The sequence below is a fragment of the Mycobacterium toneyamaense genome, assembly GCF_055384815.1.
In genome coordinates this window covers 5,873,225-5,885,374 of the sequence record NZ_AP040333.1, presented here as the reverse complement: position 1 = coordinate 5,885,374, position 12,150 = coordinate 5,873,225, and the positions used below count along the sequence as shown (strand labels likewise).

Genomic DNA, 12,150 nt, shown 5'->3' with positions numbered 1-12,150 from the left:
GTGCGGGGGCGCGTCGTCATCGCCGGGCTGGGGGACAGCGGCATCCTCGCCGCTGTCCGCCTGGCCCCGCACGCCGACGTGGTCGGTATCTCGGTCAAGGACGGCCTGGTCAGCGGTCAGGAACTCGGCATGCGCGTCGCGCGGCCCGACGCCTGGGCGCGGGACTACTTCATCGGTTTCCGGAGATTCCGTGGCCTGGATTCGGTGCGGATCGTGCACGGGGCGCTGACGGGCGCCGACCTGGATGCCCGCACGGTCACGGTGGAGACGGCTGACGGTACCGAGACGGTCGAGCCGTTCGATGTGCTGGTGATCTCGACCGGAACGACCAACGGGTTCTGGCGCCGCCCGACGCTGCAGACCGCCGACGACGTCGCGGCGGATCTGCATGACACCCACGAACGCCTGGCACGGGCGCAGCGCATCGCCGTCGTGGGTGGCGGCGCCACGGCGGTGAGCAGTGCCGGGAACCTGGCACGCAGCTGGCCCGACAAGGTCGTCGACCTGTATTTCCCTGGCGCACAGATACTTCCGGGTTACCACGTCGGGACCCAGGTGCGGGTCGCGCAACGGTTGGCGGAACTCGGCGTCCGGCTGCATCTCGGGCACCGCGCTGTACTGCCGCCGAATCGCGACGAAATCACCGCTGGACCAATCGAATTCAGCACCGGCCAACCGGACGGGGAGGCCGATGCGGTGTTGTGGGCCGTCGGTCGGGTGCGGCCCAACACGGCGTGGTTGCCTACTGAGATCCTCGACGACGACGGCTTCGTCCGCGTCACCCCGGAGCTGACGGTGCCCGGGTATCCGGGTGTTTTCGCGGTCGGTGATGTCGCGGCCACCGATCCGTTGCGCACCTCGGCCCGTAACGGTGGCGGTGCGCTGGTGGCACGAAACGTCCTCGCCCAGTTGAGGTCCCGCAAGCTGCGCCGCTACCGGCCGCCGGCCGTGCGGTGGGGTTCGGTGCTCGGTCCGCAGCCCGACGGGCTGGAGGTGTTCACGCCGTGGGGACAGGCCGTCCGGTTCCCGGCGTGGACCGTCGACCGGGTGTTGCAGCGGTTCGTCGTGCGTCGTCAGCTGTATCGCGGCGTGCGGGATTGAGACCGTTCACCAGGTGTCGACGAAGCCCCGGCGCGGCGGCAGGCCCGCGGGTTCCGCGGTCGCCAGTGTCGCGGCGATCAGCGACCGGGTCTCGGCGGGGTCGATGACGTCGTCGATCTCGAACATCGAAGCCGAGTTGAGCGCGGCGGCGTTGGCCTGCGCGGCGGCGGTGGCATCCCGTACCGCCTGCTCGCGGGCCTCGTCATCGGCGATGGCCTCGAGCTCCTTGCGCAGCCCGAGCCGCACGGCACCCTCGAGTCCCATCGGTCCGAGGTGTGCGCCCGGCCAGGCCACGGTCAGCAGTGGCTCATGCAGGCTGCCGCCGCACATCGCCTGTGCGCCAAGGCCGTAACCGCGACGCAGAATCACCGCGATCAGCGGGACGCGCAGGGCCGCGCCGGCGACCAGCAGCCGCGATCCGCGCCGAACCAGTGCTTCGGCCTCGGCCGCCGGTCCCACCATGAATCCGGGGCAGTCCACGAGGGACACCACGGGAATCCCGAAGGCATCGCAGAGCTGCAGGAAGCGGGCCGCCTTGTCGGACGCCGCCGCGGTGATGGCACCGGCCATGACCATGGTGTTGTTGGCCAGCACCCCGACCGGCCGGCCCTCGATCCGGGCCAGCGCGGTCACCAACTCCGGGGCGAACTTCTGCCGCAGGAAGGTGACAGAGCCTTCGTCGGCGAGCGTCTCGAAGATCGGCGCGACCTGATACGCGCGGCGGGCGCGCTCGGGAACGATTGTGCGCAAGGCGGTTTGGTCCGGCGCGGTGCCGGGTGTGGTGGGTCCGCGGAAGTAGCCGAGCAGCCGGCGGGCGACCGAGACCGCGGCGGCCTCGTCGGGCACCACCACGTCGACGACGCCGTTGGGCGCCTGCACCGAGATCGGGCCGACGGCATCCGGCGCGATGTCGCCGAGTCCGCCGCCGGCGATCATCGCCGGGCCACCCATGCCGATCGACGTGTCCTCGGTCGCCACGATCAGAATCCGAACAGCCCGCGATCACCGCATTGCCCGCGAAGCAGCGGCCCTTGACCACCGCGATCCGCGGTACGACGCCCGACAGGCCGGCCCACAGCGCAAAGGCGCGGACGTCCAGTGACGACACGGTCGGATGATCGGTGTCACCGGGGCGTCCACCGCCACCCTCGGCGAAGAACACCGTGGGCAGCTTCATCCGCTCGATCAGTTCGAACAGCCGGTCCTTCTTGAGGTGCCCGAGGGCGCCCTGGGTACCGGCCAGCACGGTGTAGTCGTACGACAACACCGCACACGGGTGGCCGTCGACGTGGGCCGTGCCGGCGACGAGGCCGTCGGCGGGAGTGCGCGCGATCAGATCGTCGAGCTCCCGGCGAGCCCGTTGGGCGGCGATGGCGAACCGGCCGTACTCGACGAAGCTGCCGTCGTCGACCAGGTCGAGGATGTTCTCGCGGGCCGTCCGTCCGCCGGCGTCATGTCGGCGCTGGACGGCGTCCGGTCGGGCGGCGTCCTCGGTGAGCGCCCGCCGGCGCAGGAGCTCGATGTGGTCGTCGCGGAACGGTACTTCGGGCATTGGGCCGGGCATGGGGACAGCCTGCCAGGCGCCCTGGATGGGGGTGCGGCATGATCGGTCCATGCAATCGACTGCAACCACCACTGTTGCCCGCCCGATCGACGTTGTTTGGGCGACCCTGATCGACCACGAAGGCATGGCCAACTGGGGTCCCGGCATCAGCGTGACCATCGACCAGCCCGGCACCCCCGCGCCGAACGGCCTGGGCGCGGTCCGCCGCATCTCGGCCCCCGGGCCGGCGCCGGCGATCGTCGAAGAGGTCGTCACTTTCGATGCCCCCAACGTGTTCGGCTACAAGGCCCGCTCCGGCGTGCCGTTCCCGGGCTACGCGGGCGAGGTGCGGCTGACCCCCGAGGGCTCGGGCACGCGCATCGACTACTCGCTGACCTCGACCGCGTCGTTCCCGCCGGTGAAGCTGGCGCTGGTCGCCATCAACCAGGTGCTGCTGCGCCTGTTCGCGAAGGCTGCGTCGAAGGCGTAACCCACGTCTCCGGTGCTTCGATCGGTCGCAGGGAGAGCTGCCGCGGCAGCGAAAGTACGTGGCGTCAATCAGAACGCGCTCATGCGCAATGCAATTGAACGCAGGCACCTTCTGAGGCTCTGAGAAGTCCCTGAGTTCAATAACCGACGGCAGATCGCCATCGCGACTGAGCTCACGTACTTTTCGCCGCTACCCGGACTGCGGAATCTCCCGGGCGATCGTATCGAGCAGCGCCGGATACCGGTTGGCCTCGGGATGACCGCCGGGCTTGCCGCTGCTGACCACGGCGGCGGCAAGGTTCCGGGCCGGGTCGGCCCACACCGCGATGTTGGTCAGTCCGGTGTGCCCGAAGGCGGCCGGCGCGCCCTTGCCGAACGGGCCGAATCGCTTGGAGCCCAACATGTATCCAGTGCCCCAGCGCATCGGCTGGAGTCCCACTGCGATGTCGGGCCGCAGGCGCCGGCAGGGGGCGGTCGCGGCGCGCAGGGTCTCCGGGCGCAGCACCCGAACCCCGTCGAGTTCCCCGCCGCGGCAGAGCATTTCGGCGAAGCGCGACAGCTCGACGGCGTTGGAGACCGTGCTCGACGACGGCACCACGCTGGTCAGGAAGTCCGGGGTGTTGCTGAACGGGATGATCTGGTTCGGGGTGCCGCCGACCGCCTTCTTGAACGCCGCCGCCATGGGTGCCGGCAGTGGCTTGCCGGTGACGTGACTCGGCGCGACCAGCGGAACATCCTCCGGCGCGACGCCGTAATTGGTCCAGCGGAAGCCCAGCGGCTCGAGGATCTCGGTGGCCAGGATGTCGCGGATGTTGCGACCCGTTGCGGCTGAGACGATCTCGCGGATCAGCGGGCCCCAGGTCAGGCCGTGATACATGTGGACCAGGCCTGGCCGGTAGATCGGCCGCAGATTCCCGAGCATCTCGCGGGCGTACTCGCTGTCGTTCATCCGCTTGAGGTCCGGCCGCGGCCCGGTGGCCAGCGGAACCCCGGCGCTGTGGGTGACGACGTGCCGCACGGTGGTGCGGTCCTTGCCGTGGCTGGTGTACGTCGGCAGGTAGTCGCAGACGCGGGCGTCCAGGTCGAGCTCGCCGCGTTCGACGAGCATGTGCACGACGGTCGTGCTGATCGCCTTGGCGGCCGAGTACACGCAGAACGGGGTGTCGACGCCGACGGGGATCTTCTCGGCGTCCACCGGATCGTCCGGCCCGTTGCCCCAGCCGTGGCCGATCGCGCGGTTGAGCACGACCCGACCGTTCTGGCGCAGGCAGACCTGGATGGCCGGCTGCATCCCGGCTGCGTACCAGTGCCGTGCCGCCTGCCAAATCCGTTCTACCGCTTGCGGATCGACGTCGGTGTGGTCTTCGGTGCCGATGGCTGTGGCCGAGTCCAGGTCGGTGGGGACCCGAATCCGGCCGGTCTGTGGTTCCGTCATGCGTCCTTCCGATGCAGCACAGCCGCGAGGTGGTGGCGCAGCGGGATGCCCACGGCGGCCATGCGGACGTTGTAGCTCAACGTGTCTCCGTCGAGCCGGAACCAACGACGCAGGGCGTCAACCTCTTTCGCGGAGTCGGTACGCCCGATGTCGGTGGTGGCCAGATCCAGCACGAACTCGCCGTCGGTGCTGATGGTGCCCTGCAGCACCTCGGTGATGCCGGTGGGATGCGCCAGCACCCATTCGATGCGACCGGGCGCGGGCACCCGGAGATAGCCGGTCTCGGCGTGCAGGGGACGTCCGTCATCGGCCGCGCGGGTGCGCTGGCTGTAAGCCAGGAACGGCTTGCCGACATGGCCGAAGGTGACCTCTTCGAGGTAGTCGAACGAGGCGATGGTCGGGTACTCACCGGAGCCGGTGCCGGCCCAGGTGCCCAGCAGCGGCGCCAGGACCGCGACGTCGGGGTGCAGATCGGGCATGTCGGCTACTTCGTTCCCACGGTCAGCAGGTCGGACACGATGAGCGTCCACGCCGGCCGCTTCACCCGGTGCTGCTCGGACACCGTGAACCCGGCGTCCTCGAAGAGCTTCTTCATCTCCGCGGGGGACGGATTGTGGGCGGGATTGAGGATGTGCGACGACAGCGCGTGCAGCGGCAGGACCTGCCGCGGGCTGATGGTGGTGACGGCCGCGATGCCGCCCGGCTTGAGCACCCGATGGAATTCGCGCAGCGCGGCGGGCTGATCGAACCAGTGGAACGCCGACGTCGTCACCACCGCATCGAGTGCGCCGTCGTTGAACGGCAGGTCCTCGGCCGGTGCGGTCAGCCAGGTGACGTTCGACGACCGCGCCTTGGCCTGGGCCAGCATGCCCTCGGACATGTCCACCCCGGTCACGACGGCATTGAGCTCACGTTGGATCCGATCGGCGAAAATACCGGTGCCACAGCCGATATCGGCGATGGTCAGGGAGTCGTGTGACCGCAGCTGTGCCAGGACCTCGTCCTGGGCAGGTTGGTAGACCCAGCGCTGCAGTACCTGGGTGTCGTAGGCGGGAGCGGCGAAGCCCCAGAAACGGGTGACGGCGTCATTGAATCCCCGGCGTTGAACCATGCGCTTCAGCCTAGGCGGCGAATTCCGGCGCGGATCGTCAGCCGGGTGCCAGGCCCAGCGGCAACGCGGCGAATGCGCACACGATCGCCACGAACGCCGCGCGCGACGGCGGTGGTCGGTCGAGTTCCGGACGGCCGCGCAGGTAAAGCAGGAACGCGACTGTGACGTTGAAGGCGATCAGCAGCATCCACCGAATCCAGTCGAATGCGGTCACGAATATCGGCAGATACAGCGCCAGCGCAAGGACCGCGGCGGCCCGGCGATCCCGGAATTCGCCCAGGAAGTCGCGGATCGGCACACCGGCGACGAATTGGACCGCCGCGAGGCAGGCCACCAGACCGATCAGGCCGACCGTCAGCGAGGTCGCCATCTGGCCGGCGCCCCGCGCAGCGACCGTGTGAATTTCGTCGAGGACGCTGTGTTGGTACGTGTTGAGGTACGACCGGCAGGCCCAGTCGTGGAAGTCGCGTGTCGGCAATCGGCCGGTCCGGGCGAAGTTCTGGAAATCGTGAAAACTCGCCATCATGCGCATGGGCCGGTGGGGTGTCGTCGCGCACAGCCGGTCGGCCACCCCGCGCCGGGTGAGTGCCGTGATGAGGCCGGCCACCGCGAGTCCCGGGAGTACCGCCAACGCTGCGTAGCGCCGGCGTCGCGCGGCGGTGAGTCCGTGCGCCGGCGCATAGATCGTTAGGACGGCACCCAACGCGAATTCGAGGGGAATCGCGTCGTGCATCAACGCCAGGACCGCGGTGAACAATCCGTATGCCGCGCACGACACCGCCGGGCGGGTGCCCACACCGAGTGCGAGGGCGACCACCGCCGCCGCGCCGAGGAGGTCCGGCCGCGCCGAGAACACCGCGAACGGCACACCGAACGGCAACACGGGCACCAGCAACGCCAGCATGACCCGGCGTTCCGAGCGGCCCGTGCGCACGATGGCGCCGGCAATGGCGGCCAGGGCAGACAGGTAGAGCGCGGTGATGGCCCAACGCGCGGCGCCGGCCCGCCCGAAGAATGCCGCGTCGTCGCCCGGGCCGAAGAGCTCCCCGGCGAGTCCACGCCGGATGAAACCGAACCGGTAGTCCGCGAGGTAATACGAGACGAGGTAGTGGTCGACGGGGTGCAGCGCGACGGCCAGCCAGAGGACGCCTGCGGCCCACACGGCGATGCCAGTGCCGGTGGCCAGATAGAGGGCAGAGCGGCTGGGGCGCACGGCCAGACCCTACTGGCGGATACGCTGCCGCTTTATGAGTTCTACTGCGCTCAGCTGGATTGCCCAGCTCCTGGACTTCGCGCGCGACGGTGACACCTTCACCGCACCGCAGCCCACCGAGGGGCCCGGCCGGTCCCTGTTCGGCGGACTGATCGCCGCCCAGGCGCTCGGTGCGGCGGGCCGCACCGTCGAGCCCGACAAACTGCCGCAGTCGCTGCACCTCTACTTCGTCCGCGGCGGACAGTACGGCGTCGACGTGGAGTTTCACGTGGAACGGACCCGAGACGGCCGGTCCTTCGACACCCGGCGCGTCACCGCGAAGCAGAACGGCAAGACGATCCTCGAGATGATCGCGTCGTTCCATGTGCCCGAACCCGGCGCCGACTGGCAGCGCCCCGAGGTGCGCGGCCTCGAGCTCGACGCCGCGGTGCCCAAGGCGACGAGCCTCACGGCCGCCGACTTCTTCGATATCCGGGTGCGGCCGGAAGACGTGGGTGCGTTCGCCGTGCCGCCGTTCTGGATCCGCACCAAAGACGAGATCGAGGACGATGCACTGATCCGGGCGTGCACGCTGACCTTCATGTCGGACTTCGGGCCGGTACCCGTCGCGCGGCCCGACGGTGCGAGCCTGCGTGACGGGTTCGCGGCCAGCCTGGACCACGCGGTGTGGTTCCACCGGCCGTTCGTGCCGCGCGACTGGCACCGGTACGAGGTCACCCGACTGAACAACACCGACTCCCGCGGGCTGGTCGCCGGAGCCCTGTATGACACTGGTGGGGTGCTGATCGCCAGCACCAGCCAGGAAGCCCTGTGGCGGCTGTAGTCCCGGAAGATCACTCTCACTGATGACCGTCCCGACGCCGACCTGCTATCGGCATCCCAGCCGCCCGACGTACGTGAGCTGCAGCCGGTGCGGCCGCCCGATCTGCCCGGACTGCATGACGGCAGCCGCCGTGGGCCAGCAGTGCCCGGAGTGCGTCAACGAAGGCAAACAGTCGGTGCGGCAGGCCCGGACCCACTTCGGCGGCCGCATCTCCAAGGGCTCGCTGGTCACCTACACGCTGATCGCGGTCAACGTGGTGATGTTCGTGCTGCAGCACACCTCGGTGCAGATGCAGCAGGATCTGGTGCTGTGGCCGCCCGCCGTCGCCGACGGCCAGTACTACCGGCTGGCGTCGTCGGCTTTCCTGCACTACGGGCTGGCCCACATCGTGTTCAACATGTGGGCGTTGTGGGCCGTCGGCCCGCAGCTGGAGCAGTGGCTGGGCCGGTTGCGATTCGGCGTGCTGTACGGCCTGAGCGGCCTGGGCGGCTCGGTGCTGGTGTACCTGCTGTCGCCACTGAACTCGGCGACAGCAGGTGCCTCGGGTGCGATCTTCGGTCTCTTCGGCGCGACGTTCGTGTTGTTCCGCCGGCTGCAGCTCGACGTCCGCGGCATCGTCGGCCTGATCGTCATCAACCTCGTGATCACCTTCGTGCTGCCCGCCGTCAGCGCGCAGGCGATCAGTTGGCAGGGGCACGTCGGCGGGTTGGTCACCGGCACCGTGGTGGCGGCGGTCTTCGCGTATGTGCCTGCGCGGCAACGACTCCTGGCGCTGATCGCGGTGACGGCGGTGCTGTTGGTCCTGTTCGCCGGGCTGACGATGTGGCGGACCCAGGCGCTGCTGACGATGTTCAGCTGATCCCGGGGTAGGGGAGCAGCGCCATCTCACGGGCGTTCTTGATCGCGGTGGCGACCTGTCGCTGCTGCTGCACCGTCAGGCCCGTCACGCGGCGGGACCGGATCTTGCCGCGCTCGGAGATGAACAACCGCAGGTTGTTGGTGTCCTTGTAGTCGAGGTGGTCCACGCCGAGCTTGGCCAGCATGTTCTTCACCGGTCGCTTGGCCTCGGCGGCGGGGCGTCGGGTGGGTTTGCGCTTGGTCGCCATCACCAGCTCGCTTTCCGGATGCCGGGCAGCTGTCCTTCGTGGGCCAGTTCGCGCACCCGGACCCGCGACAGGCCGAACTTGCGCAGGTGGCCGCGCGGCCGGCCGTCGACGGCGTCGCGGTTGCGCACCCGCACCGCGCTGGCATCGCGCGGCTGGCGGGCGAGTTCGGCCATGGCGGCCGACTGTTCGTCGGCAGTGCTCGCCGGGGACTTGATGATGGCCTTGAGCTCGGCCCGGCGTTCGGCGTACCGGGCGACGGTCAGCCGCCGCTGCTCGTTCTTGGCGATCTTTGACTTCTTGGCCATGCTCAGCGCTCCTCTCGGAAGTCGACGTGTTTGCGGATGATGGGGTCGTACTTGCGCAGCACCATGCGGTCGGGATCGTTGCGCCGGTTCTTGCGGGTGACGTACGTGTAGCCGGTGCCCGCGGTGGACTTGAGCTTCACCACTGGGCGGATATCGGTGCGGGACATCTAGATTCGCACCCCGTCCCGGCGCAGCCGCGCCACCACGGCTTCGATGCCGTCGCGGTCGATCACCTTGATGCCCTTGGCGCTGACCTGGAGCCGGATGCGCCGGCCTTCCGAGGGCAGGTAGTAGGTCTTGCTCTGGATGTTGGGGTTCCACCGGCGCGAGGTGCGCCGGTTCGAGTGCGAAACCGTGTTGCCGAAACCGGGCTCGCGCCCGGTGACCTGGCAGTGCGCTGACATGTGTCCGCCCTATCGTTAATGAAAATCGTTTTCGACAAGTGTCGGTTGCCACTGTAGCGTGAGGGCCGACGGAACTGAAAATGATTGTCGATAAGGGGTTGGCGATGCGGACGCCGGTGATCATCGTGGCTGGTCAGGGACCGACCGGTTACGTGACCGAAGAACTACTGAAGGCGCCGGGCACGGTGCTGGTCGAGCACCAATTCGACGGTCACGTCGTGCGCCGTCGTACCGTCACCGCGCCGCACGGCATCGTCAACGAAACCGTCGCGGCGCTGGAACTGGCCCACGGCTGCGTGTCCTGCACCGTCCGCAATGATCTGCTGATCTACCTACGCCTGCTGCACCGGCGCGATGACGTCAACCGCATCGTCGTCCATCTGGAGCCGTGGATGGAGCCCGAGCCGATCTGCTGGGCCATCAACCATGTTCGAGTTCGGGTGGGTCCGGGATACATCGACGGACCGGCTGCCCGCGACGTCGTGATCGCGGGCGTGGTGACGTGCATCGAAGCCGGCGACTGGCTCACCGACGCGCTGGGTGACGACGAACTGCCCGACGGCCGGACTGTCGCGCAGGTGGCGGTGGGGCAGGCCGAGTTCGCCGACGTCCTCGTCGTGACCCACGCCGAACCCGTGCTGCTCGCGGTATGCCGCCGGCTGACGCCGCGGGCACAGCTCGTCACCGGGCCCGGCCTGGTCGAGGACGCGCTGCGCGCGCTGTGGCCCGACGCCCGGCTGGGGCGCGCCGACGAGCCGCACGGGCCGCTGCTCGCGGGGCAACCCAGCCTGAAACCTGAAGGGCCCGTTCAGATTGTCGAGTTCAACGCGCGGCGTCCGTTCCACCCCGAGCGTCTGCACGACGCCATCGATCACCTCCTGGACGGCGTGATCCGGACGCGAGGCCGGATGTGGCTGGCGAACCGGCCCGGCCACGTCATGTGGCTGGAGTCGGCCGGCGGTGGCCTGCGCGTCAGCAACGCCGGCCGCTGGATCGCCGCGATGACCGTCAGTGAGGCGGCCTACGTGGACCGCGAGCGTCGTGCGCTGGCAGACCTGATGTGGGACAACGAATTCGGTGACCGGCACACCGCGATGACGATCCTGGTGTGCGGCGCCCGTCCGGGCGATGTGACCGCCGCGCTGAACGACGCCCTGCTCACCGACGAGGAATTTGCGGCACGCGACACGTGGGCCGGCTACTCGGACCCGTTCGGGGACTGGCACCAGGAACCGTGCACCCGCGACGACGTCACCGTCGTCAGTGACGGCACCGATCACGGCGCGGCGTGAGAGGTTCTGGACTCGATAGCCAAACGCCTTGGTAACGAGGCGATCACGCCGCGCGTTGGTCGAACGGCCCGGCGCGGCACGGCGTTAGTTTTTCACTCGTGTTGGCGACTCTGGTTGGCAAGAATTACGGCGCGAAACTGCGGCGGCTCGCGGTGGCGGCTGTCGCTGCCCTGACGGTTCCGGCAATGGCGATGCCCGCGGTGGCCCCGCAGGCGCATGCCGCCGCGAAAGCGGTTGAGGTGCTGAACATTCCGTCGCCCGCGATGGGACGCGACATCAAGGTCCAGTTCCAGGGCGGCGGACCGCATGCGGTGTACCTGCTCGACGGGCTGCGCGCGCAGGACGACGCGAGCGGCTGGGACATCAACACCGCCGCGTTCGAGTGGTACTACCAGTCCGGCGTCTCGATGGTGATGCCGGTCGGCGGGCAGTCCAGCTTCTACAGCGACTGGTACCAGCCGGCCACCAACAACAATGGCGTCATCACCTACAAGTGGGAGACGTTCCTGACCCAGGAGTTGCCGACCTGGCTGGCCGCCAACCGGGGCGTGCAGCCGACCGGCAACGCCGTCGTCGGCCTGTCGATGTCGGGCGGCTCGGCGCTGACGCTCGCGATCTGGCACCCGGCACAGTTCATCTTCGCGGGCTCGCTCTCGGGCTTCCTCAACCCGTCCCAGGGTCTGTGGCCCACGCTGATCGGCTTCGCCATGAAGGACGCCGGCGGCTTCAACCCGACCCAGATGTGGGGTATCGCCAGCGACCCGGCCTGGAAGCGCAACGACCCGACCGTCAACGTCCGGCAGCTGGTGGCCAACAACACCGCTGTCTGGGTGTACTGCGGCAACGGCACGCCGTCCGACCTAGACACCCCGGGCGACCTGGGCATCCTCTACAGCGCCCAGTTCCTGGAGAACCTGACCATCAGCTCCAACCGGGACTTCCAGAAGGTGTACCAGCAGGCCGGTGGCCGCAACGCGGTCTTCAACTTCCCGAAGGACGGCACCCACAGCTGGGGTTACTGGGGCCAGCAGCTGCAGGCCATGAAGCCGGACCTGCTGCGCGTGCTGGGCGTGGGCGCTCCGGTGCCGCCGCCGGCCCCGGCGCCCGCTCCTGCTCCGGTGCCCGCGCCGGCCGTCGCTCCGGTCGCACTGCCGGCTCCCGCTCCCGTCGCGGCCGCGGTCCCCGCAGCGGTTCCCGTGGCCGTGCCTGCCGCGGTTCCGGCAGCGGTGCCCGCCGCGGCACCAGCCGCGGTTCCGGCGCCGGTGGCACCCGCTCCGGCCGCCACCGGCGGACTGGTACTCGCGCCGACGGGCTGATTCGGCAAGACT

General features: G+C 69.2%; 14 protein-coding genes and 1 pseudogene. 6 read left to right on the top strand and 9 right to left on the bottom strand.

From position 1 onward, the window contains the following. A complete protein-coding gene (locus tag ACZ5IQ_RS28360) occupies window positions 1-1,101 on the top strand; it encodes an NAD(P)/FAD-dependent oxidoreductase (RefSeq protein ID WP_212807668.1) in 1,101 nt (366 codons plus the stop codon). Between the two features lie 6 nt (window positions 1,102-1,107). On the opposite strand, the pseudogene ACZ5IQ_RS28355 reads toward ACZ5IQ_RS28360, so the two are convergent. Then, window positions 1,108-2,653 (bottom strand): annotated as a pseudogene (locus ACZ5IQ_RS28355) (acyl-CoA carboxylase subunit beta). A gap of 61 nt (window positions 2,654-2,714) precedes the next feature. Here ACZ5IQ_RS28355 and ACZ5IQ_RS28350 point away from each other — a divergent pair. After that, window positions 2,715-3,134, top strand: coding sequence for an SRPBCC family protein (locus ACZ5IQ_RS28350; protein WP_020099652.1), 420 nt, complete (start codon window positions 2,715-2,717; stop codon window positions 3,132-3,134). A gap of 189 nt (window positions 3,135-3,323) precedes the next feature. Here ACZ5IQ_RS28350 and lipE read toward each other — a convergent pair whose 3' ends face one another. The 4 genes from lipE to ACZ5IQ_RS28330 are packed head-to-tail and all read right to left on the bottom strand — an operon-like array spanning window position 3,324 to window position 6,892. Next, window positions 3,324-4,568: a lipase LipE gene (gene lipE, locus ACZ5IQ_RS28345; RefSeq protein WP_212807667.1), complete on the bottom strand. Its 1,245-nt coding sequence runs from the start codon at window positions 4,566-4,568 to the stop codon at window positions 3,324-3,326. Further along, entirely contained in the window at window positions 4,565-5,047 is a 483-nt protein-coding gene (locus ACZ5IQ_RS28340; protein ID WP_029119203.1) for a peroxynitrite isomerase, read from the bottom strand. Before ACZ5IQ_RS28340 ends, lipE begins: the two co-directional genes overlap by 4 nt. A 5-nt stretch (window positions 5,048-5,052) precedes the next feature. Further along, window positions 5,053-5,679 (bottom strand): class I SAM-dependent methyltransferase, encoded by a 627-nt coding sequence (locus ACZ5IQ_RS28335; protein WP_212807666.1) that lies wholly within the window; start codon window positions 5,677-5,679, stop codon window positions 5,053-5,055. A 37-nt stretch (window positions 5,680-5,716) separates the two neighbouring features. Next, window positions 5,717-6,892, bottom strand: coding sequence for a hypothetical protein (locus tag ACZ5IQ_RS28330; protein WP_464480556.1), 1,176 nt, complete (start codon window positions 6,890-6,892; stop codon window positions 5,717-5,719). 34 nt (window positions 6,893-6,926) lie between these two features. Between ACZ5IQ_RS28330 and ACZ5IQ_RS28325 the strand changes: the two genes are divergently transcribed. Together ACZ5IQ_RS28325 and ACZ5IQ_RS28320 are read left to right on the top strand one after the other, a co-directional pair. Continuing rightward, window positions 6,927-7,715: an acyl-CoA thioesterase gene (locus tag ACZ5IQ_RS28325; protein ID WP_464480555.1), complete on the top strand. Its 789-nt coding sequence runs from the start codon at window positions 6,927-6,929 to the stop codon at window positions 7,713-7,715. Between the two features lie 22 nt (window positions 7,716-7,737). Continuing rightward, on the top strand, window positions 7,738-8,574 hold the full coding sequence (locus ACZ5IQ_RS28320) for a rhomboid family intramembrane serine protease (protein ID WP_346415300.1): 837 nt from the start codon (window positions 7,738-7,740) through the stop codon (window positions 8,572-8,574). On the opposite strand, the gene rpsR is transcribed toward ACZ5IQ_RS28320, so the two are convergent. The 4 genes from rpsR to rpmB are packed head-to-tail and all read right to left on the bottom strand — an operon-like array spanning window position 8,567 to window position 9,530. Beyond that, on the bottom strand, window positions 8,567-8,821 hold the full coding sequence (gene rpsR / locus ACZ5IQ_RS28315) for a 30S ribosomal protein S18 (RefSeq protein ID WP_318984036.1): 255 nt from the start codon (window positions 8,819-8,821) through the stop codon (window positions 8,567-8,569). The genes ACZ5IQ_RS28320 and rpsR overlap by 8 nt on opposite strands. Then, on the bottom strand, window positions 8,821-9,126 hold the full coding sequence (gene rpsN / locus ACZ5IQ_RS28310) for a 30S ribosomal protein S14 (protein ID WP_318984035.1): 306 nt from the start codon (window positions 9,124-9,126) through the stop codon (window positions 8,821-8,823). The genes rpsR and rpsN overlap by 1 nt, the downstream gene beginning before the upstream one ends. Before the next feature lie 2 nt (window positions 9,127-9,128). Continuing rightward, window positions 9,129-9,293 carry a 50S ribosomal protein L33 gene (rpmG, locus tag ACZ5IQ_RS28305; protein WP_020099644.1) on the bottom strand — a complete coding sequence of 55 codons (165 nt, stop codon included), beginning with the start codon at window positions 9,291-9,293 and terminating at the stop codon, window positions 9,129-9,131. Beyond that, a complete protein-coding gene (gene rpmB / locus ACZ5IQ_RS28300) occupies window positions 9,294-9,530 on the bottom strand; it encodes a 50S ribosomal protein L28 (protein ID WP_061010101.1) in 237 nt (78 codons plus the stop codon). A gap of 104 nt (window positions 9,531-9,634) precedes the next feature. On the opposite strand from rpmB, the gene mrf reads away from it, so the two are divergent. Both mrf and ACZ5IQ_RS28290 read left to right on the top strand, forming a co-directional pair. After that, entirely contained in the window at window positions 9,635-10,822 is a 1,188-nt protein-coding gene (gene mrf, locus ACZ5IQ_RS28295; protein WP_464481514.1) for a ribosome hibernation factor-recruiting GTPase MRF, read from the top strand. 185 nt (window positions 10,823-11,007) lie between these two features. Next, the gene (locus ACZ5IQ_RS28290; RefSeq protein WP_464481513.1) at window positions 11,008-12,138 is read left to right on the top strand and encodes an esterase family protein; all 1,131 of its coding nucleotides are present in this window, start codon (window positions 11,008-11,010) and stop codon (window positions 12,136-12,138) included. Window positions 12,139-12,150 lie beyond the last annotated feature (12 nt).

What these genes read in the sequence shown, in the direction of transcription:
- ACZ5IQ_RS28335 (WP_212807666.1), bottom strand. Translation starts at nt 5,679, where the DNA reads ATGGTTCAACGCCGGGGATTCAATGACGCCGTCACCCGTTTCTGGGGC.
- ACZ5IQ_RS28290 (WP_464481513.1), top strand. Translation starts at nt 11,008, where the DNA reads ATGGCGATGCCCGCGGTGGCCCCGCAGGCGCATGCCGCCGCGAAAGCG.
- ACZ5IQ_RS28350 (WP_020099652.1), top strand. Translation starts at nt 2,715, where the DNA reads ATGCAATCGACTGCAACCACCACTGTTGCCCGCCCGATCGACGTTGTT.
- rpsN (WP_318984035.1), bottom strand. Translation starts at nt 9,126, where the DNA reads ATGGCCAAGAAGTCAAAGATCGCCAAGAACGAGCAGCGGCGGCTGACC.
- rpsR (WP_318984036.1), bottom strand. Translation starts at nt 8,821, where the DNA reads ATGGCGACCAAGCGCAAACCCACCCGACGCCCCGCCGCCGAGGCCAAG.
- ACZ5IQ_RS28340 (WP_029119203.1), bottom strand. Translation starts at nt 5,047, where the DNA reads ATGCCCGATCTGCACCCCGACGTCGCGGTCCTGGCGCCGCTGCTGGGC.
- ACZ5IQ_RS28325 (WP_464480555.1), top strand. Translation starts at nt 6,927, where the DNA reads ATGAGTTCTACTGCGCTCAGCTGGATTGCCCAGCTCCTGGACTTCGCG.
- ACZ5IQ_RS28320 (WP_346415300.1), top strand. Translation starts at nt 7,738, where the DNA reads ATGACCGTCCCGACGCCGACCTGCTATCGGCATCCCAGCCGCCCGACG.
- rpmG (WP_020099644.1), bottom strand. Translation starts at nt 9,293, where the DNA reads ATGTCCCGCACCGATATCCGCCCAGTGGTGAAGCTCAAGTCCACCGCG.
- rpmB (WP_061010101.1), bottom strand. Translation starts at nt 9,530, where the DNA reads ATGTCAGCGCACTGCCAGGTCACCGGGCGCGAGCCCGGTTTCGGCAAC.
- lipE (WP_212807667.1), bottom strand. Translation starts at nt 4,568, where the DNA reads ATGACGGAACCACAGACCGGCCGGATTCGGGTCCCCACCGACCTGGAC.
- mrf (WP_464481514.1), top strand. Translation starts at nt 9,635, where the DNA reads ATGCGGACGCCGGTGATCATCGTGGCTGGTCAGGGACCGACCGGTTAC.